Here is a 21,349-nt window from a genome sequence, read left to right on the forward strand (position 1 = left end):
GGCTATTCCTCACCGGACAGCCGCCGATACTGCGCAAAACGGGCCCGTGCATCCTCCTCGGTTCGGCTGAAAAGCGCATCTGCAAGATGCGGCGTCATTTTGTGTAATGAGGCATAGCGAACTTCGCCAAGTAAAAAGTCGCGGAAGCTCTCTTCCGGCTCTTCGGAATCGAGCATAAACGGCGTTTTGCCTTCGGCTTCGCGCTGGGGATGATAGCGCCACAGGTGCCAGTATCCCGCTTCAACCGCCCTCTTCGCCTCACGCTGACTACAGCGCATCCCGGCTTTCAGTCCGTGGTTAATACAGGCGGCATAAGCAATCACCAGCGACGGTCCAGGCCAGGCTTCAGCTTCCGCAATAGCCCGTAGGGTCTGATCTTTATCGGCCCCCATCGCAATCTGTGCGACATAAACATTACCGTAGCTCATCGCCATCATGCCGAGATCTTTCTTACGCGTGCGTTTCCCTTGGGCTGCGAATTTGGCAATTGCCGCCACCGGGGTCGATTTAGACGACTGACCGCCAGTGTTGGAATAGACCTCAGTATCAAATACCAGAATATTGACATCCTCACCGCTGGCCAGTACATGATCGAGGCCACCAAAGCCAATATCATACGCCCAGCCATCGCCGCCGAATATCCACTGCGAGCGCTTGGTAAAATAGTCGCGGTTCTGCCAGAGCTGCTCCAGTAGCGGAGAGCCCTCTTTTTCCTGCGCGAGCCGTTCGCTCAACCGATCCGCACGCTCGCGGGTTCCTTCGCCCTCATCCTGCTGCGCCAGCCACTGGCGCATGGCGTCAATAAGCTCATCGCCTATCGGCAATTCCAGCGCGGCGGTGATATCCGTGGCGATTTGTTTACGCACGGCCTGGCCGCCAAGCATCATACCGAGACCAAATTCCGCGTTATCTTCAAACAACGAGTTCGCCCACGCCGGGCCGTGGCCGCGGTGGTTGGTGGTATAGGGAATTGACGGCGCGCTGGCCCCCCAGATAGAGGAGCAGCCGGTGGCGTTGGCAATCAGCATTCTGTCACCAAAGAGCTGGGTTATCAGACGCGCATAGGGCGTTTCGCCGCAGCCTGCGCAGGCGCCGGAAAACTCCAGCAACGGCGTTTCGAACTGGCTGCCTTTGACCGTCGTTTTACGAAACGGATTGCTTTTTGGCGCCAACGCCAGCGCATAGTCCCAGACTGGCGCCATCTGGCGCTGGCTATCGAGAGACTGCATTTTTAACGCTTTGCCGCGCGAAGGACAAATATCCACGCAGTTACCGCAGCCAGAGCAATCCAGCGGCGAGACAGCCAGGTGGTAGTGATACTCCTTCGCCCCCTGCGCTGGCTTGCTCAGCAGCGCAGGGGGGGCAGCGTCCTGTTCTGCGCAATTAAGCAACGCCGGGCGAATTGCCGCATGGGGGCAGATGAAGGCGCACTGGTTACATTGTGTGCAGCCGTCGGGCTGCCAGACCGGGACTTCCAACGCGATGCCGCGTTTCTCCCAGGCGGCGGTCCCCGATGGAAACGTCCCGTCTTCCATCCCGACAAAAGCGCTCACCGGCAGCTGGTCGCCACGCTGGCGGTTCATCGGTTGCAGAATATCGCGGATGAAATCCGGCATCATGGCTGAAGACTGCTCCACGGGTTCATCCAACGTCGCCCAGTGTGCCGGAATCGTAACCTGATGCAGCGAGGCCATGCCCAGCTCGATCGCCCGCTGGTTCATCTCGATCACTGCCGCCCCTTTGCTACCGTAGCTTTTTTCAACCGCCTGCTTGAGGTAATCCGCAGCGGTTTGCGGGTCGATAATCGCCGCCAGCTTAAAAAACGCCGCCTGCATCAGCATATTGAACCGTCCGCCCAGCCCGAGTTCGCGGGCGATATCCACAGCGTTCAGGGTATAAAAATGGATATTTTCCCGCGCCAGATAGCGCTTAACGCTAACGGGCAAATACTGCTCCAGCTCCGCATCGGACCAGCTGCAGTTGAGCAAAAAGGTTCCGCCCGATTTTAACCCGTCGAGCAGATCATAGCGTTCAACGTAGGATTGCTGCGAGCAGGAGATAAAATCCGCCCGGTGTATCAGATAGGGTGAGGTAATGGGCCGATCTCCGAAGCGCAGGTGCGAAACGGTAATGCCGCCGGATTTTTTCGAGTCATAGGAGAAATAGGCCTGGGCGTAGAGCCCGGTCTTGTCGCCGATAATCTTAATCGCGCTTTTATTAGCGCCTACCGTACCATCCGACCCCATCCCCCAAAATTTACAGGCGGTGATACCCGCGTGAGAAACCGTCAGCGTCGCCTGGCGTGGCGGTAATGAGGTAAAGGTGACATCATCGACAATGCCCAGCGTAAACCCGTCCATCGGCAGCGGTTTGTTCAGATTGTCAAAGACGGCGGCAATATCGTTGGGCAGAACATCCTTACCGCCCAGCGCGTAGCGTCCACCGACAATCAGCGGCGCATCATCGTGATGGTAAAAGGCATTTTTAACATCCAGGCACAGAGGCTCGGCCTGGGCACCCGACTCTTTAGTTCGGTCCAGCACGGCAACCCGCTGAACAGTTTTCGGCAACTGCGCAAAAAAATGCGCCAGCGAAAAAGGCCGGAACAGATGCACGCTGAGCAACCCCACTTTCTCTCCCGCCTCATTCAGCGCATCCACCACTTCCTGAATAGTGTCACAGACCGACCCCATAGCGATAATGACGCGTTCGGCATCCGGCGCGCCGGAATAGTTAAACAGATGGTATTCCCGTCCGGTTATGGCGCTGATTTGCGCCATATAGCTTTCGACAAGGTCGGGGAGCGCCTGGTAAAAGCGGTTGCTCGCTTCCCGCTCCTGAAAGTAGATATCCGGGTTTTGCGCGGTTCCGCGAATGACCGGGTGATCCGGGTGCAGTGCGTTACGACGAAAGCTGTCCAACGCAGTCCTGTCCAGCAGCGTCTCCAGTTGCTCATATTCCAGCACCTCGATTTTTTGAATTTCGTGCGATGTGCGAAAACCATCGAAAAAGTTCACAAACGGAATACGGCCCTTAATCGCCGCCAAATGTGCCACGGCGGATAAATCCATCACCTGCTGGACGTTGTTCTCCGCCAGCATCGCGCAACCGGTCTGACGAACGGCCATCACGTCCTGGTGATCGCCGAAAATATTCAGCGAGTTGGTGGCCAGCGCCCGTGCGCTAACGTGAAAAACCCCCGGCAGCAGCTCACCGGCAATTTTGTACAGATTCGGGATCATCAGCAGCAGCCCCTGGGAGGCCGTATAGGTGGTGGTGAGCGCGCCGGCCTGCAGAGCACCGTGTACCGCACCTGCCGCTCCGGCTTCTGACTGCATCTCCATTAAGCGTACCGGTTGGCCAAAGAGGTTCTTTCTCCCCTGCGCCGCCCATTCATCGACATTTTCCGCCATCGGCGTGGAAGGCGTGATGGGGTAGATAGCCGCGACATCAGTAAAGGCATAGGAGATCCAGGCCGCCGCAGCGTTGCCATCCATTGTTTTCATTTTTCCGGACATTGTTCAATCCTCAAAGGTGAGAGGCATCTTCACCGCGTCAGCGAGCGGCAAAACCTGTTTGAGGCTTAAGCACAGCCTGTGCCAGCTCGCGCATTACAAAACAATTTCCTTTAATTCAATTTGTTATGTGTATTTCTGCGCGGCATGGCGAGGAGAGATTGCGTGGAATAAGACACAGAGCGCGACAAGCTGTCCAACAGGCGACAAAGCGCCACAATTGGCCCGGCGAGCAGAATTGTTCTGTTTCTCACATTTGGTCGTCTTATTGTCCTGTTTTGTTTTACGCCTGCCGCAACCACTCACAAACAAAGTAAGACTAATCAATTAATTAAATGTAATTTCGCGACTGGTATGTTCCCTGCACTTCTCTGCTGGCAAACACTCAACAACAGGAGAAGTCACCATGACCATGCGTCAATGCGCTATCTACGGTAAAGGCGGTATCGGCAAATCCACCACCACGCAGAACCTTGTCGCCGCGCTGGCGGAGATGGGTAAGAAAGTAATGATCGTCGGCTGCGATCCGAAAGCGGACTCCACCCGCCTGATCCTCCACGCTAAGGCACAGAACACCATTATGGAAATGGCCGCTGAAGTGGGATCGGTTGAGGACCTCGAACTCGAAGATGTCCTGCAAATCGGCTACGGCGACGTGCGCTGCGCGGAATCCGGCGGCCCGGAGCCAGGAGTTGGCTGCGCGGGACGCGGGGTTATCACAGCGATCAACTTCCTTGAGGAGGAAGGTGCTTATGAGGACGATCTCGATTTCGTGTTCTACGACGTGCTAGGCGATGTGGTCTGCGGCGGCTTTGCGATGCCCATTCGTGAAAACAAAGCCCAGGAGATCTACATCGTCTGCTCTGGCGAGATGATGGCGATGTACGCCGCCAACAATATCTCCAAAGGGATCGTTAAATACGCCAAGTCCGGCAAGGTACGTCTCGGCGGTTTGATTTGTAACTCGCGCCAAACCGACCGCGAAGATGAGCTGATTATGGCGCTGGCGGAGAAACTCGGCACTCAAATGATTCACTTTGTGCCTCGCGACAACATCGTACAGCGAGCGGAGATCCGCCGGATGACGGTTATTGAGTACGACCCCGCCTGCCAGCAGGCCAACGAATACCGCACTCTGGCGCAGAAGATCGTCAACAACACCATGAAAGTGGTGCCGACGCCCTGCACCATGGATGAGCTGGAATCGCTGCTGATGGAGTTCGGCATCATGGAAGAGGAAGACACCAGCATCATTGGTAAAACCGCCGCCGAAGAAAACGCGGCCTGAGCACAGGACAATTATGATGACCAACGCAACGGGCGAACGCAATCTGGCGCTGATCCAGGAAGTACTGGAGGTGTTCCCGGAAACCGCGCGAAAAGAGCGCAGAAAGCACATGATGGTCAGCGATCCAGAAATGGAGAGCGTCGGCAAGTGCATTATCTCTAACCGCAAATCGCAACCCGGCGTGATGACCGTACGCGGATGCGCCTACGCCGGTTCCAAAGGGGTGGTATTTGGGCCAATCAAGGATATGGCCCATATCTCACACGGGCCGATCGGCTGCGGCCAGTATTCACGCGCCGGACGACGCAACTACTACACCGGGGTCAGCGGCGTCAACAGCTTCGGCACGCTAAACTTCACCTCTGATTTTCAGGAGCGCGACATCGTCTTTGGCGGCGATAAAAAGCTCAGCAAACTGATTGAGGAGATGGAGTTGCTGTTCCCGCTTACCAAAGGGATCACGATTCAGTCGGAATGCCCGGTGGGGCTTATCGGCGATGATATCAGCGCAGTGGCCAATGCCAGCAGCAAAGCGCTGGATAAACCGGTAATTCCAGTGCGTTGCGAAGGCTTTCGCGGTGTGTCGCAGTCGCTGGGGCACCATATCGCCAACGATGTCGTTCGCGACTGGGTCCTCAACAATCGTGAAGGCCAGCCCTTTGAAGCCACGCCTTATGATGTGGCAATTATCGGCGACTACAACATCGGCGGCGACGCCTGGGCCTCGCGCATTCTGCTTGAAGAGATGGGGCTACGTGTGGTCGCCCAGTGGTCAGGCGACGGCACGCTGGTGGAAATGGAGAACACCCCCTTCGTCAAGCTGAACCTGGTTCACTGCTACCGCTCAATGAACTATATCGCCCGCCATATGGAGGAGAAACATCAGATCCCGTGGATGGAGTACAACTTCTTCGGCCCAACCAAAGTCGCCGAGTCGCTACGCAAAATCGCCGATCGGTTTGACGACACGATTCGCGCTAACGCTGAAGCGGTCATCGCCAGATATGAGGCGCAAATGGCGGCGATAATCGCCAAATATCGCCCACGGCTTGAAGGGCGCAAGGTGCTGCTCTATATGGGCGGCCTGCGGCCACGGCACGTTATTGGCGCCTATGAGGATCTGGGTATGGAGATCATCGCCGCCGGGTATGAATTTGCCCATAACGATGACTACGACCGTACCCTGCCGGATCTGAAAGAAGGCACCCTGCTGTTCGATGACGCCAGCAGCTATGAGCTGGAGGCGTTTGTCAAAGCGCTGAAGCCTGACCTTATCGGCTCCGGGATCAAGGAAAAATATATCTTCCAGAAAATGGGGGTTCCGTTCCGCCAGATGCACTCGTGGGACTACTCCGGCCCATACCACGGCTACGATGGTTTCGCCATTTTTGCCCGCGATATGGATATGACCTTAAACAACCCGGCGTGGAACGAACTGATCGCCCCGTGGCTGAAGTCTGCGTGATTGCCCATTTATTGTCCCGTCTGTTCACCGATTTGTGGCGCGGGAGGAGAACACCATGAGCCAAACGATTGACAAGATTAATAGCTGTTATCCGCTATTTGAACAGGATGAATACCAGGAGCTGTTCCGCACTAAGCGGAAGCTGGAAGAGGCGCACGACGCCCGGCGCGTGCAGGAGGTATTCGCCTGGACCACCACCGCCGAATATGAAGCGCTGAACTTTCAGCGCGAGGCGCTAACCGTTGACCCGGCAAAAGCCTGCCAGCCGCTGGGCGCAGTGCTCTGTTCGCTAGGGTTTGCCAACACCCTGCCCTATGTTCACGGCTCCCAGGGATGCGTGGCCTATTTTCGTACCTATTTTAACCGCCATTTCAAAGAGCCGATCGCCTGCGTTTCCGACTCGATGACCGAAGACGCGGCGGTCTTCGGCGGCAACAACAATATGAATCTCGGGCTACGGAACGCCAGCGCGCTGTACAAACCGGAGATCATCGCGGTCTCCACCACCTGCATGGCGGAGGTTATTGGCGACGATCTGCAGGCGTTTATCGCCAACGCCAAAAAAGACGGTTTTGTCGACAGCAATATCGCCGTGCCGCATGCCCATACGCCAAGCTTTATCGGCAGCCACGTCACCGGCTGGGACAATATGTTCGAAGGGTTCGCCAAAACCTTTACCGCCGACTATCAAGGGCAGCCGGGCAAACTGCAAAAACTCAACCTTGTCACCGGCTTTGAGACCTATCTCGGCAACTTCCGTGTGCTGAAGCGGATGATGGCGCAGATGGCGGTGCCGTGCAGCCTGCTCTCCGATCCGTCGGAGGTCCTTGATACCCCCGCCGACGGCCATTATCGGATGTATGCGGGCGGCACCACCCAGCAGGAGATGAAGGAGGCCCCGGACGCCATCGATACGCTGCTCCTGCAGCCGTGGCAGCTGCTAAAAAGTAAAAAAGTGGTGCAGGATATGTGGAATCAACCGGCGACCGAGGTGGCGATCCCGCTGGGCTTGGCCGCTACAGACGAACTGCTGATGACCGTCAGCCAGCTCAGCGGCAGGCCGATCGCCGACGCCCTCACCCTTGAGCGCGGACGGCTGGTCGACATGATGCTCGACTCCCACACCTGGCTGCATGGCAAGAAATTTGGCCTGTACGGCGACCCTGACTTTGTGATGGGGCTGGCCCGCTTCCTGCTGGAACTCGGCTGCGAGCCGACGGTGATCCTGAGCCATAACGCCAACAAGCGCTGGCTGAAGGCGATGAAGAAAATGCTGGAGGCCTCGCCCTACGGTCGCGACAGCGAAGTGTTCATCAACTGCGACTTGTGGCACTTCCGTTCGCTGATGTTCACCCGCCAGCCGGACTTTATGATAGGCAACTCCTACGGCAAATTTATCCAGCGCGATACCCTGGCGAAGGGCAAAGCTTTTGAGGTACCGCTCATCCGTCTCGGCTTTCCGCTGTTCGACCGTCACCACCTGCACCGTCAGACCACCTGGGGCTATGAAGGCGCCATGAACATCGTCACGACGCTGGTGAACGCCGTGCTGGAGAAACTGGATAACGACACCGGCCAGTTAGGCAAAACCGATTACAGCTTCGACCTCGTCCGTTAACCATTTGCCGCCCCGCGAAAGCGGGGCCTGGAGGGGCTATGCCTATCGTGATTTTTCGTGAGCGCGGCGCGGATCTGTATGCCTATATCGCCAAACAGGATCTGGAAGCACGGGTGATACAGATTGAGCATAACGACGTTGACCGCTGGGGCGGCGCGATTTCGCTGGAGGGCGGCGGGCGCTACTACGTCAACCCGCAGCCGGAGCGGCCCGCCTTCCCGATAAGCCTGCGTGCGACCCGTAATACGCTGATATAAGGAGCTGGAGATGTCCGACAACGATACCCTTTTCTGGCGTCTGCTGGCGCTCTTCCAGACGCTGCCGGATCTGCAACCGGCGCAAATCTTAGACTGGCTGGCGCAGGAAAGCGGCGAGACGCTAACCCCTGAGCGGCTGGCCGCTCTGACGCAGCCGCAGCTGGTCGCCTCCTTTCCCTCAACCACCGCGGTCATGTCCCCCGCCCGCTGGTCGCGGGTGATGGCGAGCTTACAGGGCGGGTTGCCCGTCCATTTGCGCATCGCCCGCCCCGCCCAGCGCTCGCCGCAGTCTGCTGGTGGCATTTTGCTCCCGGGATGGCCTGATCATTAACGGCCATTTCGGCCAGGGGCGGCTGTTTTTTATCTACGCTTTCGATGAGCAAGGCGGCTGGCTGTACGACCTGCGCCGCTATCCGTCAACGCCCCATCAGCAGGAGGCCAGCGAAGTGCGCGCCCGGCTGCTTGATGATTGCCAGCTGCTGTTTTGTCAGGAGATCGGCGGCCCCGCCGCCGCCCGGTTGATCCGCCACCGGATCCACCCGATGAAAGCACAGCCCGGGACCACGATTCAGGCCCAGTGCGAGGCCATCAACGCGCTGCTGGCCGGGCGTTTGCCGCCGTGGCTGGCGAAGCGGCTTAACAGGGAGAATCCTCTGGAAGAACGGGTGTTTTAATCTCTGTTTTGTGCCTGTTGCCCGCTGACCCCGCGGGCTTTTTTTTAAGCCTACCGGTGGGTACATCAACAACCTTCCGCATGCAGGTCGTTGCAGGACAGAGCTAGTGCAGCAGCGATGGGTTTGGCGCATCAAGAAAATTGGCGAGAACGCAGGCACGCATCCAGTACTGGCCACCAGGACGGTGGCCAGAGGGCGGGCGCCCCCCATGCCGTTCACCCACAGCGGTCATCAATAAGACGCGCGGTATCGCCGTGATACGGAACATTCCACTTATCTTTATTCGCCAAAACAAGACACGCCCCGTTATCACCTTGTCTGATTGTTGGCTTTGTCGCAAAGCCAACAACATCTTTTCTTTAAAAATCAAGGCTCCGTTTATGGAGCGCGAATTGCATCTTCCCCCTTATCCCCCACCGTCAACGAGGTCACTATGAAGGGAAATGAAATTCTGGCGCTGCTGGATGAACCGGCCTGTGAACACAACCATAAACAGAAATCCGGCTGCAGCGCGCCCAAACCCGGCGCCACTGCGGGTGGCTGCGCGTTCGACGGCGCGCAGATAACCTTATTGCCTATCGCCGATGTAGCGCATCTGGTGCACGGTCCTATCGGCTGCGCGGGCAGCTCGTGGGATAACCGCGGCAGTATGAGCTCCGGACCTGTCATCAACCGACTCGGATTCACCACCGACCTCAACGAACAGGATGTGATTATGGGCCGCGGCGAACGTCGCCTGTTTCACGCGGTTCGTCATATCGTCACGCACTATCACCCGGCAGCGGTCTTTATCTACAACACCTGCGTGCCGGCAATGGAGGGCGATGACCTTGAAGCAGTATGCCAGGCCGCACAGACCACCACCGGCGTACCGGTTATCGCCGTTGACGCCGCCGGTTTTTACGGCAGTAAAAACCTCGGCAACCGGCTGGCGGGCGAAGTGATGGTTAAGCGGGTGATCGGCCAGCGCGAGCCCGCCCCCTGGCCCGACGCCTCGCCGTTCGCCCCGGAGCATCGCCACGATATTGGCCTGATTGGCGAATTCAATATCGCCGGCGAGTTTTGGCATATTCAGCCGCTGCTGGATGAACTGGGGATCCGTGTACTCGGTAGTCTCTCCGGTGATGGCCGTTTTGCCGAAATCCAGACTATGCACCGGGCGCAGGCCAATATGCTGGTCTGTTCTCGGGCGTTAATCAACGTCGCCAGAGCGCTGGAGCAGCGCTACGGCACGCCGTGGTTCGAAGGTAGTTTTTACGGCATTCGCGCCACCTCCGACGCCTTGCGCCAGCTGACGGCCCTGCTGGGTGATGGCGATTTATGTCGCCGCACCGACGCGCTGATTGCACGGGAGGAACAGGCCGTAGAACGGGAGCTACAACCGTGGCGCGAGCATCTTCGCGGACGCAAAGCGCTGCTCTATACCGGCGGCGTAAAATCCTGGTCAGTGGTGTCAGCGCTACAGGATTTAGGGATGACCGTGGTAGCAAGCGGCACGCGTAAATCCACCGAAGAAGATAAACAGCGGATCCGCGAATTGATGGGCGATGAGGCGGTCATGCTGGATGAAGGCAACGCCCGCACCCTGCTCGATGTGGTCTATCGCTATCAGGCCGACCTGATGATCGCCGGAGGGCGCAATATGTATACCGCGTATAAAGCCAGGCTGCCATTTCTCGATATCAATCAGGAGCGCGAACACGCCTTCGCCGGTTACCAGGGCATCGTCACCCTTGCCCGGCAAATCGCTCAGACCATCAACAGCCCCATCTGGCCGCAAACCCATGCCCGCGCCCCCTGGCATTAAGGAGTACACCATGGCAGAAATTTTCCACACCCATAAACCGCTGGCGGTCAGCCCAATCAAAACCGGCCAACCGCTCGGCGCGATCCTCGCCAGTCTGGGGATCGAACACTGCATTCCGCTGGTCCACGGTGCACAGGGATGCAGCGCCTTCGCCAAGGTCTTTTTTATTCAGCACTTCCACGACCCGGTGCCCTTACAGTCAACGGCGATGGATCCCACTTCGACGATTATGGGAGCGGATGGCAATATTTCCACCGCGCTCAATACCCTGTGCCTGCGCAACAATCCGCAGGCCATCGTACTACTCAGCACCGGGCTGTCGGAGGCTCAGGGCAGCGATATTTCCCGGGTCGTACGCCAGTTTCGCGAAGAGTATCCGCGGCATAAAGGGGTGGCGATATTGACGGTGAACAGTCCGGACTTTTATGGCTCGATGGAAAACGGCTTCAGCGCCGTGCTGGAAAGCATTATTGAGCAGTGGATCGCGCCGACGCCGCGCCCCGGACAGCGTAATCGCCGGGTCAACCTGCTGCTCAGCCACCTTTGCTCACCGGGCGATATCGAATGGCTGCGCAGATGCGTGGAAGCGTTTGGCCTGCAGCCCATTATTCTGCCGGACCTGGCGCAATCGATGGACGGGCACCTGGCGCAGGGCGATTTCTCGCCGGTCACTCAAGGCGGGACGCCGCTGCGTCAGATAGAGCAGATGGGGCAAAGCCTGTGCAGCTTCGCGATTGGCGTCTCCCTTAGTCGCGCATCATCGCTGCTGGCCCAGCGTAGCCGAGGGGAGGTTATCGCCTTGCCGCACCTGATGACCCTTGCACACTGCGATGCGTTCATCCACCAGCTGGCAAAAGTGTCCAGACGCGGCGTTCCGCAGTGGATTGAGCGCCAGCGCGGACAGCTCCAGGATGCGATGATCGACTGTCATATGTGGCTCCAGGATCGGCGCATGGCGATTGCGGCGGAAGGCGACCAGCTAGCGGCGTGGTGCGACTTCGCCAGCAGCCAGGGAATGCAGACCGGCCCGCTGGTCGCCCCTACCGGCCATCCCAGCCTGCGTCAGCTACCGGTTGAGCGCGTAGTACCGGGAGATTTGGAGGATCTGCAAAACCTGTTGTGCGCGCAGCCCGCCGACCTGCTGGTGGCCAATTCCCACGCCTGCGATCTGGCCGAACAGTTTGCGCTGCCGCTGGTTCGCGCTGGATTTCCGCTTTTTGACAAGCTCGGTGAATTCCGCCGGGTTCGTCAGGGATACAGCGGCATGCGCGATACGCTATTTGAACTGGCGAACCTGATGCGCGAGCGGCATCGCCACATTGCAATCTACCGTTCGCCGCTTCGCCAGAACGCGGAAAACCCACTCACTTCAGGAGCCGCTTATGTCGCCCATTAACCGTCAGTTTGATATGGTCCATTCCGATGAGTGGTCGATGAAAGTCGCCTTCGCCAGCTCCGACTATCGTCATGTCGATCAGCACTTTGGCGCCACGCCGCGGCTGGTGGTGTACGGCGTCAAAGAGGATCGGGTCACCCTCATCCGGGTGGTTGATTTCTCGGTCGAAAACGGCCATCAGGCGGAGAAGATCACCCGGAAAATTCATGCCCTCGAAGATTGCGTCACGCTGTTCTGCGTGGCGATCGGCGATGCGGTTTTTCGCCAGCTGCTGCAGGTTGGCGTTCGCGCCGAACGCGTGCCCGCAGACACCACCATTGTCGGTTTACTCCAGGAAATCCAACTCTACTGGTATGACAAAGGGCAGCGCAAAAGCGCACGCCAGCGCGACCCTGAGCGGTTTACCCGGCTACTTGAAGAGCAGGAGTGGCAGGAGGATCTGGACCCGCATCGCTAACCGTGTCGTTTCTGTGACAAATCCCACAAAAAATAACGACACTGTCGGCCGTCTCTTGTCATGTTAAGCGGCTAACAGATTAAAAAATAAACGATTTTACGCTTTGGTACTGCATTTGCTTGTTCGTTATCACCACCGTTTTTCTGCGGTGAACCGCGCCCCGGCGTTTTCCGTCATCATCCCTGGAGCTGACAGCATGTGGAATTACTCCGAGAAAGTGAAAGACCATTTTTTTAATCCCCGCAACGCGCGCGTGGTGGACAACGCCAATGCGGTAGGTGATGTGGGTTCATTAAGCTGCGGCGATGCGCTGCGCCTGATGCTGCGCGTTGACCCGCAAACCGAAGTGATTCAGGAGGCCGGATTCCAGACCTTTGGCTGCGGCAGCGCGATAGCCTCTTCATCCGCCCTGACGGAACTGATCATCGGCCACACCCTGACCGAAGCCGGGCAGGTCACCAACCAGCAGATCGCCGACTATCTTGACGGGCTGCCGCCGCAGAAAATGCACTGCTCGGTGATGGGCCAGGAGGCATTGCGCGCCGCTATCGCCAACTTTCGCGGTGAGAACCTCGAAGAGGAACATGATGAGGGCAAGCTGATTTGCAAATGCTTCGGCGTTGATGAAGGACACATTCGCCGCGCCGTGCTGAGCAATGGCCTGACCACGCTTGAAGAGGTGATCAACTACACCAAAGCGGGCGGCGGCTGCACGTCCTGCCATGAAAAAATCGAACTGACGCTGGCAGAGATCCTCGCCCAGCAGCCTGAGCCTCTCCTGCCCCAGGCCAGCAGTAAAGACCCGCACTGGCAGAGCGTCGTCGATACCATCGCTGAGCTACGCCCGCACATTCAGGTCGACGGCGGCGACATGACCCTTCTCAGCGTGGCTAACCACCAGGTGACAGTAAGCCTCTCCGGCAGCTGTAGCGGCTGCATGATGACCGACATGACCCTGGCCTGGCTGCAGCAAAAACTGATGGAACGTACCGGCTGTTATATGGAAGTGGTGGCGGCGTAGGCCGCGGTTAACTGACCCAAGGGGGACAAGATGAAACAGGTTTATCTCGATAACAACGCCACCACCCGCTTAGACCCGATGGTTCTGGAAGCGATGATGCCCTTTTTGACGGATTTTTATGGCAATCCCTCCTCCATTCATGACTTTGGTATACCGGCCCAGGCGGCTCTGGAGCGAGCGCATCAGCAGGTTGCGGCGCTGCTGGGCGCGGAATATCCCAGCGAGATAATCTTCACCTCCTGCGCCACTGAGGCAACCTCTGCCGCTATCGCTTCGGCGGTGGCGCTGTTGCCGGAACGCCGCGAAATTATCACCAGCGCGGTCGAGCATCCGGCGACGCTGGCGGCGTGCGAACACCTTGAGCGTCAGGGCTACATGATTCACCGTATTGCGGTAGACCGCGATGGCGCGCTGGATATGGCGCAGTTCCGCGCGGCGCTCAGCCCACGGGTCGCGCTGGTCAGCGTGATGTGGGCGAATAACGAAACCGGGGTTATTTTCCCGGTCGCCGAGATGGCGGAACTGGCTCATGAACAGGGCGCGCTGTTTCACTGCGATGCGGTGCAGGTCGTGGGAAAAGTGCCGATAGACATCGCTAAGACGCGTATCGATATGCTCTCCTGCTCGGCGCATAAGTTTCATGGTCCAAAAGGCGTTGGCTGCCTGTATTTGCGCCGGGGTACGCGCTTTCGCCCGCTACTGCGCGGCGGCCATCAGGAGTACGGTCGGCGGGCCGGAACGGAAAATATCACCGGGATAGTCGGCATGGGCGCGGCCTGCGAGCTGGCACACATTCATCTGTCGGGTATGGGGCAAATTAGCCAACTGCGCGATCGCCTGGAACATCGCCTGCTGGCCTGCGTCCCATCGGTCATGGTGATGGGCGGCGGCCAGCCTCGCGTGCCCGGCACGGTGAATCTGGCCTTTGAGTTTATTGAAGGCGAAGCCATCCTGCTGCTGTTGAATCAGGTCGGGATTGCCGCCTCCAGCGGTAGCGCCTGTACGTCAGGTTCGCTGGAGCCCTCTCACGTGATGCGAGCAATGAACATTCCCTATACCGCGGCCCACGGTACTATCCGTTTTTCTCTCTCCCGCTATACCCGGGAAAAAGAGATTGATTACGTCATCGACATGCTGCCACCGATTATTGATCGACTGCGGATGCTGTCGCCCTATTGGCAGGACGGTAAGCCGCGCCCGGCGGAAGCCGTATTCACGCCGGTCTATGGCTAGGCGGGGGTGGCGATGAGACATGTGCTGATTAACGATACCACCCTGCGCGATGGCGAACAGAGCCCCGGCGTCGCCTTTCGTACCAGCGAAAAGGTTGCCATTGCCGAGGCGCTATATGCCGCGGGGATCGCGGCAATGGAAGTGGGCACCCCGGCAATGGGAGATGAGGAGATCGCACGGATCCAGCTGGTACGCCGCCAGCTTCCTCACGCCACGCTAATGACCTGGTGTCGAATGAACGCGCAGGAAATCCGCCAGAGCGCCGATCTGGGCATCGACTGGGTGGATATTTCAATTCCGGCCTCGGACAAACTGCGGCAGTACAAACTGCGTGAGCCGCTCGCAGTGCTGCTGGAGCGGTTGACGACGTTTATCCATCTTGCCCATACCCTGGGTCTGCAGGTGTGTATTGGCTGCGAAGACGCTTCGCGGGCCAGCGGGGAAACCCTACGCGATATCGCCAGGGTGGCGCAGCAATCCGGCGCCGCGCGCCTGCGCTATGCCGATACGGTTGGCATACTCGACCCGTTCACGACCGCCGCGCAAATAGCCGCTCTGCGTGAAGTCTGGTCCGGCGAAATTGAGATGCATGCCCATAACGATCTCGGCATGGCCACCGCCAATACGCTGGCGGCGGTGCGCGCCGGCGCCACCAGCGTCAATACCACCATTCTTGGCCTCGGGGAACGGGCGGGCAACGCGGCGCTGGAAAGCGTCGCGCTGGGTCTTGAGCGCTGTCTCGGTATCGAAACCGGGGTAAATTTTTCGGCGCTTCCAGCGCTCTGTCAAAAGGTGTCGGAAGCGGCGCTGCGAGCCATCGACCCGCAGCAACCGCTGGTCGGCGAGCTGGTTTTTACCCATGAATCGGGCGTTCACGTGGCCGCGCTGCTACGGGATCGCGAAAGCTATCAGTCCATCGACCCGGCGCTGGTAGGCCGTAGCTACCGGCTGGTGCTGGGAAAACACTCCGGGCGCCAGGCGGTCAACGGCATTTTCGACCAGATGGGCTACCACCTCAATTCGGCGCAAATTAACCAACTGTTACCAGCCATCCGCCGCTTTGCCGAAAACTGGAAGCGCAGTCCGAAGGATTATGAGCTGGTAGCGATTTATGACGAACTCTGCGGCGAAGCCGCGCTACGGGCAAGGGGGTAATCATGGAGTGGTTTTATCAAATTCCCGGCGTAGACGAACTCGGATCCGCCGAATCGTTTTTTCAGTTTTTCTCCGTGCCCTATCAGCCCGAGCAGCTAGACCGCTGCTGCCTGCCGGTACTGGCCAGCTTCCACCTAAAATTACGCGCCGAGGTGCCGCTGCACAACCTGCTGGAGGAGAGCTCTCAGGACGCGTGGCTGCTGGCGCGGCGACTGCTTGCGGAGAGTTACCTGCAACAGTTTCAGGAGAGTGACACATGAGGCCAACATTCACCTTTAGCGACGAGGTCCGCGTAGTCCGTGCGATTCGCAATGATGGCACCGTTGCGGGCTTCGCGCCCGGCGCGCTGCTGGTCAGGCGCGGCAGCATCGGTTTTGTCCGCGACTGGGGCGTCTTTTTGCAGGACCAGATTATTTACCAGATCCACTTCCCGCAGAGCGGCCGGATAATCGGCTGTCGTGAGCAGGAGCTGATCCCTGTCTCCCAACCCTGGCTGGCCGGAAACTTGCAGTATGGCGATACCGTCATCTGCCAGATGGCGCTGGCGGTCAACGGTAATGTGGTCGTTACTGCTGGTCAACAGGGGCGCATTGAAGCCACGGACCAGGGCGAACGCGGCGACAGCTATACCGTCGATTTTAGCGGCCGCTGGTTTACCGTACCGCTACAGGCTATCAGCCTCGTCGAGGAGAGAGAATCATGAACGCATGGGAACGTTTTGGTCGGCAGCGGCTGGCGCGAAGCCGCTGGAATAGTGAACCTGCAGCATTAAACGCTGCCGATACGCAGGCTTTTGAGCAGGCCTGGCAGCGCCATCGCCAAATGGAGCAGGCTATCGTCGCGGCAGTTCCGCAGAGTGAAATCCCCGTCGCGCTGAGGGAAAACATCGCCGCCTCGCTCGCCATATGGCTCAATGAGGGAGATTTTACCGCGCCAGAACGCGCAGCCATCGTGCTGCATCACGCCCGGCTGGAAATCGCCTTTGCCGATATAGCCCGTCAGGCGCCGCAGCCGGATCTCTCGACGGTACAGACCTGGTACCTGCGCCATCAAGCGCAGTTTATGCGCCCGGAACAGCGCTTAACCCGCCATCTGCTGCTGACCGTCAATGACGATCGCGAGGCGGTTTATCAGCAAATTCAGGGCCTTTATCAGCAAATTAACGCCTCCCGTGAGGCGTTTGCGCCGCTGGCACAGCGTTATTCCCAGTGTCCAAGCGCGCTGGAAGACGGACGCTTAGGCTGGATTAGCCGGGGATTGCTTTATCCGCAGCTGGAGACCGCGCTGTTTTCGCTGGCGGAAAACGCGCTGAGCCCGCCCATCGCCAGCGAGCTGGGCTGGCATCTTTTATGGTGTGAAGCGATTCGTCCCGCCGTGCCGATGGATCAACAGCAGGCGCTGGAGAGCGCCCGTGATTATCTCTGGCAACAGAGTCAGCAGCGCCATCAGCGCCAGTGGCTGGAACAGATGATCTCCCGGCAGCCGGGTTTATGCGGGTAGCCGGAGCGGCTACCCGGAAAAGCTTACAGCACGCAGCTTTTAATCTCCGCAAGCCAGGTCGCCAGGCGCTCTTCGGTCTGGTCGAACTGGTTATCCTGATCGAGCACCAGACCAACAAATTTATCCCCCTCCAGCGCCGATGAGGCGCTAAATTCATATCCTTCATTCGGCCAGCTGCCAATTATCTGCGCGCCGCAGGCGCTTAGGGCGTCATACAGCGGGCGCATTCCGCTGACGAAGTTATCCGGGTAGCCTTTCTGGTCGCCAAGGCCAAACAGGGCCACGGTTTTTCCCCTCAGGCTCGCCCCGTTGAGACCACTGATAAATTCGCTCCATGATTCGCTTTCGCATCCGGCTTCCAGTCCCGGTAGCTGACCGTCGCCGAGCGTCGGCGTCCCCAGCAGCAGCACCGGATAGGCCATAAAGTCGTCCAGCGTCGTGCGGTTAATATTCATCGGGGCATCGGCTACATCGCCCAGCGCCTTGTGGATCATTTTCGCGATTTTGCGAGTTTTGCCGGTGTCGGTGCCAAAGAAAATACCAATGTTCGCCATGGTGTACTCCTGTCAGGGATGGGGTTCAAAAACATGCGTTATCTGCAGGGCTATTGCGAATGCTGTGCCAGGTTTATTTGCACCATGACGGCTCCCCCCTGCCCCATAACGATCGCCTGTTCTTCCCGTCCGCGCCCGCAACAGGCCTGCCGGGCGGATAAAAACGAAAAAAGCGCCTGATTTTCCCCTGCCGGATCAATGTTTCTGCAGGTCACCTTGATAAAGGCGCATGCTTTGCATGGTTATCGGAATTCGGATATAGCCGCGGTATCCCTGTCGCGGTGTCGGACAAAATGTCATAACTGCGACACTGGAGTTTGCGATGACCCTGAATATGATACGCAATAACGCCGTGCCGGAGGCGATTGCTGGCGCGCTGACTCAACAACATCCGGGGCTGTTTTTTACCATGGTGGAACAGGCATCGGTGGCGATTTCACTGACCGATGCCAGGGCCAATATTATTTACGCCAACCCGGCGTTTTGCCGCCAGACCGGATACTCGCTGGCGCAATTGTTAAACCAAAACCCGCGCCTGCTGGCCAGCAGCCAGACGCCACGCGCGATCTACCAGGAGATGTGGCAAACGCTGCTCCAGCGTCAGCCATGGCGCGGTCAGTTGATTAATCAGCGACGCGACGGCGGCCTGTATCTGGTGGATATCGACATCACGCCGGTGCTTAACCCACAGGGTGAGCTGGAGCATTATCTGGCGATGCAGAGAGATATCAGCGTCAGCTACACCCTGGAACAGAGGCTGCGCAACCATATGACGCTGATGGAGGCGGTGCTTAATAATATTCCCGCCGCCGTGGTGGTGGTGGATGAGCAGGATCGGGTGGTCATGGATAACCTCGCCTACAAAACCTTCTGCGCGGACTGCGGCGGTAAAGAGTTGCTGGTCGAGCTGCAGGTTTCGCCGCGCAAAATGGTCCCGGGTATAGAGCAGATCCTGCCGGTCGTAGTGCGCGGAGCGGTCCGCTGGCTGTCGGTGACCAGCTGGGCGCTGCCCGGCGTCAGCGAAGAAGCCAGTCGCTACTTTGTTGACAGCGCCCCGGCGCGAACGCTGGTCGTCATAGCCGACTGCTCGCAGCAGCGCCAGCAGCAGGAACAAGGCCGCCTCGATCGTTTAAAACAGCAGATGACCGCCGGTAAGCTGCTGGCAGCTATCCGCGAATCGCTGGATGCGGCGCTCATTCAGCTTAACTGTCCGATAAACATGCTGGCTGCGGCCCGTCGGCTAAATGGTGGAGGCAGCGGCAACGTGGCGCTGGATGCGGCGTGGCGCGAAGGTGAAGAGGCGATGGCGCGCCTACAGCGCTGTCGGCCCTCACTGGAGCTGGAAAACAATGCCGTGTGGCCGCTTCAGCCCTTCTTCGATGACCTGTGCGCCCTGTACCGTACCCGCTTTGATGAGCGTGCCCTGCTGCAGGTCGACATGGCGTCGCCGCATCTGGTGGGCTTTGGCCAGCGCACACAGCTGCTGGCTTGCTTAAGTTTGTGGATCGACCGCACGCTGGCCCTCGCCGCTGAACTGCCCTCCGTCCTGCTGGAGATGCAGCTCTATGCCGAAGAGGATGAAGGCTGGCTCTCGCTCTATCTCAACGACAATGTCCCGCTGTTGCAGGTGCGCTATACCCACTCCCCCGATGCGTTAAATTCCCCCGGCAAAGGGATGGAGCTGCGGCTGATACAGACGCTGGTCGCCCATCATCGCGGCGCTATCGAACTGGCTTCCCGCCCGCAAGGGGGAACCTGCCTTGTCTTACGTTTCCCTCTCTTTAATACCCTGGCTGGAGGTGAGCAATGATCCATAACTCTGATTCGGACACCACGGTCAGGCGCTTTGATCTCTCCCAACAGTTCACCGCCATGCAGCGGATAAGCGTGGTATTGAGCCGCGCCACCGAAGCAAGCAAAACGCTACAGGAGGTGTTGAGCGTTTTACACAACGATGCTTTTATGCAGCACGGGATGATCTGCCTGTACGATAGCCAGCAGGAAATTCTGAGCATCGAAGCGCTACAGCAAACGGAACATCAGACGTTGCCCGGCAGTACGCAGATTCGCTATCGGCCTGGCGAAGGGTTAGTGGGTACCGTGCTGGCGCAGGGCCAGTCGCTGGTGCTGCCGCGCGTCGCCGACGATCAGCGGTTTCTCGATCGTCTTAACCTGTACGATTATGACCTGCCGTTTATCGCCGTTCCGTTAATGGGCCCGAACTCCCGGCCCATTGGCGTGCTGGCAGCGCAGCCGATGGCGCGTCAGGAAGAGCGTCTTCCCGCCTGCACGCGGTTTCTCGAAACCGTTGCCAATCTGATAGCCCAGACGATTCGCCTGATGATCCTCCCGACTCCCACGTCGCAGCCACCTCAGCAGCCCCCCCGGGTCGAGCGGCCGCGCACCTGTGCGCCATCGCGCGGGTTTGGACTGGAGAATATGGTCGGTAAAAGCCCGGCGATGCGCCAGATTACGGATATTATCCGCCAGGTTTCCCGCTGGGATACTACGGTGCTGGTACGCGGTGAGAGCGGAACCGGGAAAGAGCTGATTGCCAATGCGATCCATCATAATTCACCGCGCGCCGCCGCCGCATTCGTCAAGTTTAACTGCGCGGCGCTGCCGGACACTCTTCTGGAGAGCGAGCTGTTTGGTCATGAAAAAGGGGCGTTTACCGGCGCGGTGCGTCAGCGTAAAGGTCGCTTTGAGCTGGCGGACGGCGGGACCCTGTTTCTCGATGAAATTGGCGAAAGCAGCGCCTCGTTTCAGGCCAAGCTGCTGCGCATCCTGCAAGAAGGAGAAATGGAGCGCGTCGGCGGCGATGAAACCCTACGCGTGAACGTGCGCATCATCGCGGCGACCAACCGCCATCTGGAGGAGGAAGTGCGGCTGGGTAATTTCCGCGAGGATCTTTATTATCGCCTGAACGTGATGCCTATCTCCCTGCCCCCGCTGCGCGAACGGCAGGAGGATATCGCTGAGCTGGCGCACTTTCTGGTGCGTAAAATTGCGCAGAATCAGGGAAGAACGCTGCGTATCAGCGATGGCGCGATCCGCCTGCTGATGGAGTACAGCTGGCCGGGAAACGTGCGCGAACTGGAAAACTGCCTTGAGCGTTCGGCGGTGATGTCGGAAAGCGGGCTCATCGATCGCGATGTAATTCTGTTTAACCATCGGGACAATCCGCCGAAAACGCTGCCTGTCGACGGCCCTGCGGAAGATGGCTGGCTGGATAATACGCTCGACGAACGCCAGCGGCTGATTGCCGCGCTGGAAAAAGCGGGTTGGGTGCAGGCCAAAGCCGCACGGCTGCTCGGGATGACGCCTCGCCAGGTCGCTTATCGCATTCAGATAATGGATATCACCATGCCACGGCTGTGAACCGCAGTGTGAGGTTCAGGACATTGTC

Annotated in this window: 17 protein-coding genes and 1 pseudogene; 16 read left to right on the plus strand and 2 right to left on the minus strand. The window is 58.6% G+C overall.

Translation table 11 applies throughout. From position 1 onward, the window contains the following. Positions 1 to 2: 2 nt before the first annotated feature. Positions 3 to 3,518, minus strand: coding sequence for a pyruvate:ferredoxin (flavodoxin) oxidoreductase (nifJ, locus tag ABOC21_RS29800; RefSeq protein ID WP_426815675.1), 3,516 nt, complete (start codon positions 3,516 to 3,518; stop codon positions 3 to 5). A gap of 403 nt (positions 3,519 to 3,921) precedes the next feature. Here nifJ and nifH point away from each other — a divergent pair, with 403 nt between their 5' ends. The 14 genes and pseudogenes from nifH to nifM all read left to right on the plus strand — a co-directional run bounded on the left by nifH (position 3,922) and on the right by nifM (position 17,386). Further along, a complete protein-coding gene (nifH, locus tag ABOC21_RS29805; RefSeq protein WP_100684997.1) occupies positions 3,922 to 4,803 on the plus strand; it encodes a nitrogenase iron protein in 882 nt (293 codons plus the stop codon). Positions 4,804 to 4,819: 16 nt separating this feature from the next. Next, the gene (gene nifD / locus ABOC21_RS29810; RefSeq protein WP_426815870.1) at positions 4,820 to 6,268 is read left to right on the plus strand and encodes a nitrogenase molybdenum-iron protein alpha chain; all 1,449 of its coding nucleotides are present in this window, start codon (positions 4,820 to 4,822) and stop codon (positions 6,266 to 6,268) included. A 55-nt stretch (positions 6,269 to 6,323) separates the two neighbouring features. Beyond that, a complete protein-coding gene (nifK, locus tag ABOC21_RS29815; protein WP_426815676.1) occupies positions 6,324 to 7,886 on the plus strand; it encodes a nitrogenase molybdenum-iron protein subunit beta in 1,563 nt (520 codons plus the stop codon). A 38-nt stretch (positions 7,887 to 7,924) separates the two neighbouring features. Then, positions 7,925 to 8,143: a putative nitrogen fixation protein NifT gene (gene nifT / locus ABOC21_RS29820; RefSeq protein WP_426815677.1), complete on the plus strand. Its 219-nt coding sequence runs from the start codon at positions 7,925 to 7,927 to the stop codon at positions 8,141 to 8,143. Between the two features lie 10 nt (positions 8,144 to 8,153). Then, positions 8,154 to 8,817, plus strand: a pseudogene (locus ABOC21_RS29825) (NifB/NifX family molybdenum-iron cluster-binding protein). Positions 8,818 to 9,250: 433 nt separating this feature from the next. Then, complete coding sequence (nifE, locus tag ABOC21_RS29830; protein WP_426815678.1) at positions 9,251 to 10,624, plus strand: nitrogenase iron-molybdenum cofactor biosynthesis protein NifE; 1,374 nt, start codon at positions 9,251 to 9,253, stop codon at positions 10,622 to 10,624. Between the two features lie 10 nt (positions 10,625 to 10,634). Then, positions 10,635 to 12,020 (plus strand): nitrogenase iron-molybdenum cofactor biosynthesis protein NifN, encoded by a 1,386-nt coding sequence (gene nifN / locus ABOC21_RS29835; RefSeq protein ID WP_426815679.1) that lies wholly within the window; start codon positions 10,635 to 10,637, stop codon positions 12,018 to 12,020. After that, positions 12,007 to 12,477: a NifB/NifX family molybdenum-iron cluster-binding protein gene (locus ABOC21_RS29840; protein WP_426815680.1), complete on the plus strand. Its 471-nt coding sequence runs from the start codon at positions 12,007 to 12,009 to the stop codon at positions 12,475 to 12,477. The genes nifN and ABOC21_RS29840 overlap by 14 nt, the downstream gene beginning before the upstream one ends. A 196-nt stretch (positions 12,478 to 12,673) precedes the next feature. Next, on the plus strand, positions 12,674 to 13,498 hold the full coding sequence (gene nifU / locus ABOC21_RS29845) for a Fe-S cluster assembly protein NifU (protein WP_426815681.1): 825 nt from the start codon (positions 12,674 to 12,676) through the stop codon (positions 13,496 to 13,498). 30 nt (positions 13,499 to 13,528) lie between these two features. Further along, positions 13,529 to 14,731 (plus strand): cysteine desulfurase NifS, encoded by a 1,203-nt coding sequence (gene nifS / locus ABOC21_RS29850; protein WP_426815682.1) that lies wholly within the window; start codon positions 13,529 to 13,531, stop codon positions 14,729 to 14,731. A gap of 12 nt (positions 14,732 to 14,743) precedes the next feature. Beyond that, positions 14,744 to 15,886: a homocitrate synthase gene (gene nifV / locus ABOC21_RS29855; protein WP_426815683.1), complete on the plus strand. Its 1,143-nt coding sequence runs from the start codon at positions 14,744 to 14,746 to the stop codon at positions 15,884 to 15,886. Further along, a complete protein-coding gene (locus ABOC21_RS29860; protein WP_080888735.1) occupies positions 15,886 to 16,146 on the plus strand; it encodes a nitrogenase-stabilizing/protective protein NifW in 261 nt (86 codons plus the stop codon). Before nifV ends, ABOC21_RS29860 begins: the two co-directional genes overlap by 1 nt. Then, entirely contained in the window at positions 16,143 to 16,589 is a 447-nt protein-coding gene (locus tag ABOC21_RS29865; RefSeq protein ID WP_426815684.1) for a nitrogen fixation protein NifZ, read from the plus strand. The genes ABOC21_RS29860 and ABOC21_RS29865 overlap by 4 nt, the downstream gene beginning before the upstream one ends. Further along, on the plus strand, positions 16,586 to 17,386 hold the full coding sequence (gene nifM, locus ABOC21_RS29870) for a nitrogen fixation protein NifM (protein WP_426815685.1): 801 nt from the start codon (positions 16,586 to 16,588) through the stop codon (positions 17,384 to 17,386). The genes ABOC21_RS29865 and nifM overlap by 4 nt, the downstream gene beginning before the upstream one ends. Before the next feature lie 23 nt (positions 17,387 to 17,409). Here nifM and ABOC21_RS29875 read toward each other — a convergent pair whose 3' ends face one another. Further along, positions 17,410 to 17,940 carry a flavodoxin gene (locus ABOC21_RS29875; RefSeq protein ID WP_234580601.1) on the minus strand — a complete coding sequence of 177 codons (531 nt, stop codon included), beginning with the start codon at positions 17,938 to 17,940 and terminating at the stop codon, positions 17,410 to 17,412. Between the two features lie 322 nt (positions 17,941 to 18,262). On the opposite strand from ABOC21_RS29875, the gene nifL reads away from it, so the two are divergent. Then, a complete protein-coding gene (nifL, locus tag ABOC21_RS29880) occupies positions 18,263 to 19,750 on the plus strand; it encodes a nitrogen fixation negative regulator NifL (protein ID WP_426815686.1) in 1,488 nt (495 codons plus the stop codon). Next, on the plus strand, positions 19,747 to 21,321 hold the full coding sequence (gene nifA, locus ABOC21_RS29885) for a nif-specific transcriptional activator NifA (protein ID WP_426815687.1): 1,575 nt from the start codon (positions 19,747 to 19,749) through the stop codon (positions 21,319 to 21,321). The genes nifL and nifA overlap by 4 nt, the downstream gene beginning before the upstream one ends. Positions 21,322 to 21,349: the final 28 nt, after the last annotated feature.

Origin of the sequence: Klebsiella sp. WOUb02 (assembly GCF_050058015.1) — a bacterium.
GTDB lineage: Bacteria > Pseudomonadota > Gammaproteobacteria > Enterobacterales > Enterobacteriaceae > Klebsiella.

Excerpts from the sequence above, each read along its gene's own strand:
- nifJ (WP_426815675.1), bottom strand. The coding sequence starts at position 3,518 with ATGTCCGGAAAAATGAAAACAATGGATGGCAACGCTGCGGCGGCCTGG.
- nifH (WP_100684997.1), top strand. The coding sequence starts at position 3,922 with ATGACCATGCGTCAATGCGCTATCTACGGTAAAGGCGGTATCGGCAAA.
- nifD (WP_426815870.1), top strand. The coding sequence starts at position 4,820 with ATGACCAACGCAACGGGCGAACGCAATCTGGCGCTGATCCAGGAAGTA.
- nifK (WP_426815676.1), top strand. The coding sequence starts at position 6,324 with ATGAGCCAAACGATTGACAAGATTAATAGCTGTTATCCGCTATTTGAA.
- nifT (WP_426815677.1), top strand. The coding sequence starts at position 7,925 with ATGCCTATCGTGATTTTTCGTGAGCGCGGCGCGGATCTGTATGCCTAT.
- nifE (WP_426815678.1), top strand. The coding sequence starts at position 9,251 with ATGAAGGGAAATGAAATTCTGGCGCTGCTGGATGAACCGGCCTGTGAA.
- nifN (WP_426815679.1), top strand. The coding sequence starts at position 10,635 with ATGGCAGAAATTTTCCACACCCATAAACCGCTGGCGGTCAGCCCAATC.
- ABOC21_RS29840 (WP_426815680.1), top strand. The coding sequence starts at position 12,007 with ATGTCGCCCATTAACCGTCAGTTTGATATGGTCCATTCCGATGAGTGG.
- nifU (WP_426815681.1), top strand. The coding sequence starts at position 12,674 with ATGTGGAATTACTCCGAGAAAGTGAAAGACCATTTTTTTAATCCCCGC.
- nifS (WP_426815682.1), top strand. The coding sequence starts at position 13,529 with ATGAAACAGGTTTATCTCGATAACAACGCCACCACCCGCTTAGACCCG.
- nifV (WP_426815683.1), top strand. The coding sequence starts at position 14,744 with ATGAGACATGTGCTGATTAACGATACCACCCTGCGCGATGGCGAACAG.
- ABOC21_RS29865 (WP_426815684.1), top strand. The coding sequence starts at position 16,143 with ATGAGGCCAACATTCACCTTTAGCGACGAGGTCCGCGTAGTCCGTGCG.
- nifM (WP_426815685.1), top strand. The coding sequence starts at position 16,586 with ATGAACGCATGGGAACGTTTTGGTCGGCAGCGGCTGGCGCGAAGCCGC.
- ABOC21_RS29875 (WP_234580601.1), bottom strand. The coding sequence starts at position 17,940 with ATGGCGAACATTGGTATTTTCTTTGGCACCGACACCGGCAAAACTCGC.
- nifL (WP_426815686.1), top strand. The coding sequence starts at position 18,263 with ATGACCCTGAATATGATACGCAATAACGCCGTGCCGGAGGCGATTGCT.
- nifA (WP_426815687.1), top strand. The coding sequence starts at position 19,747 with ATGATCCATAACTCTGATTCGGACACCACGGTCAGGCGCTTTGATCTC.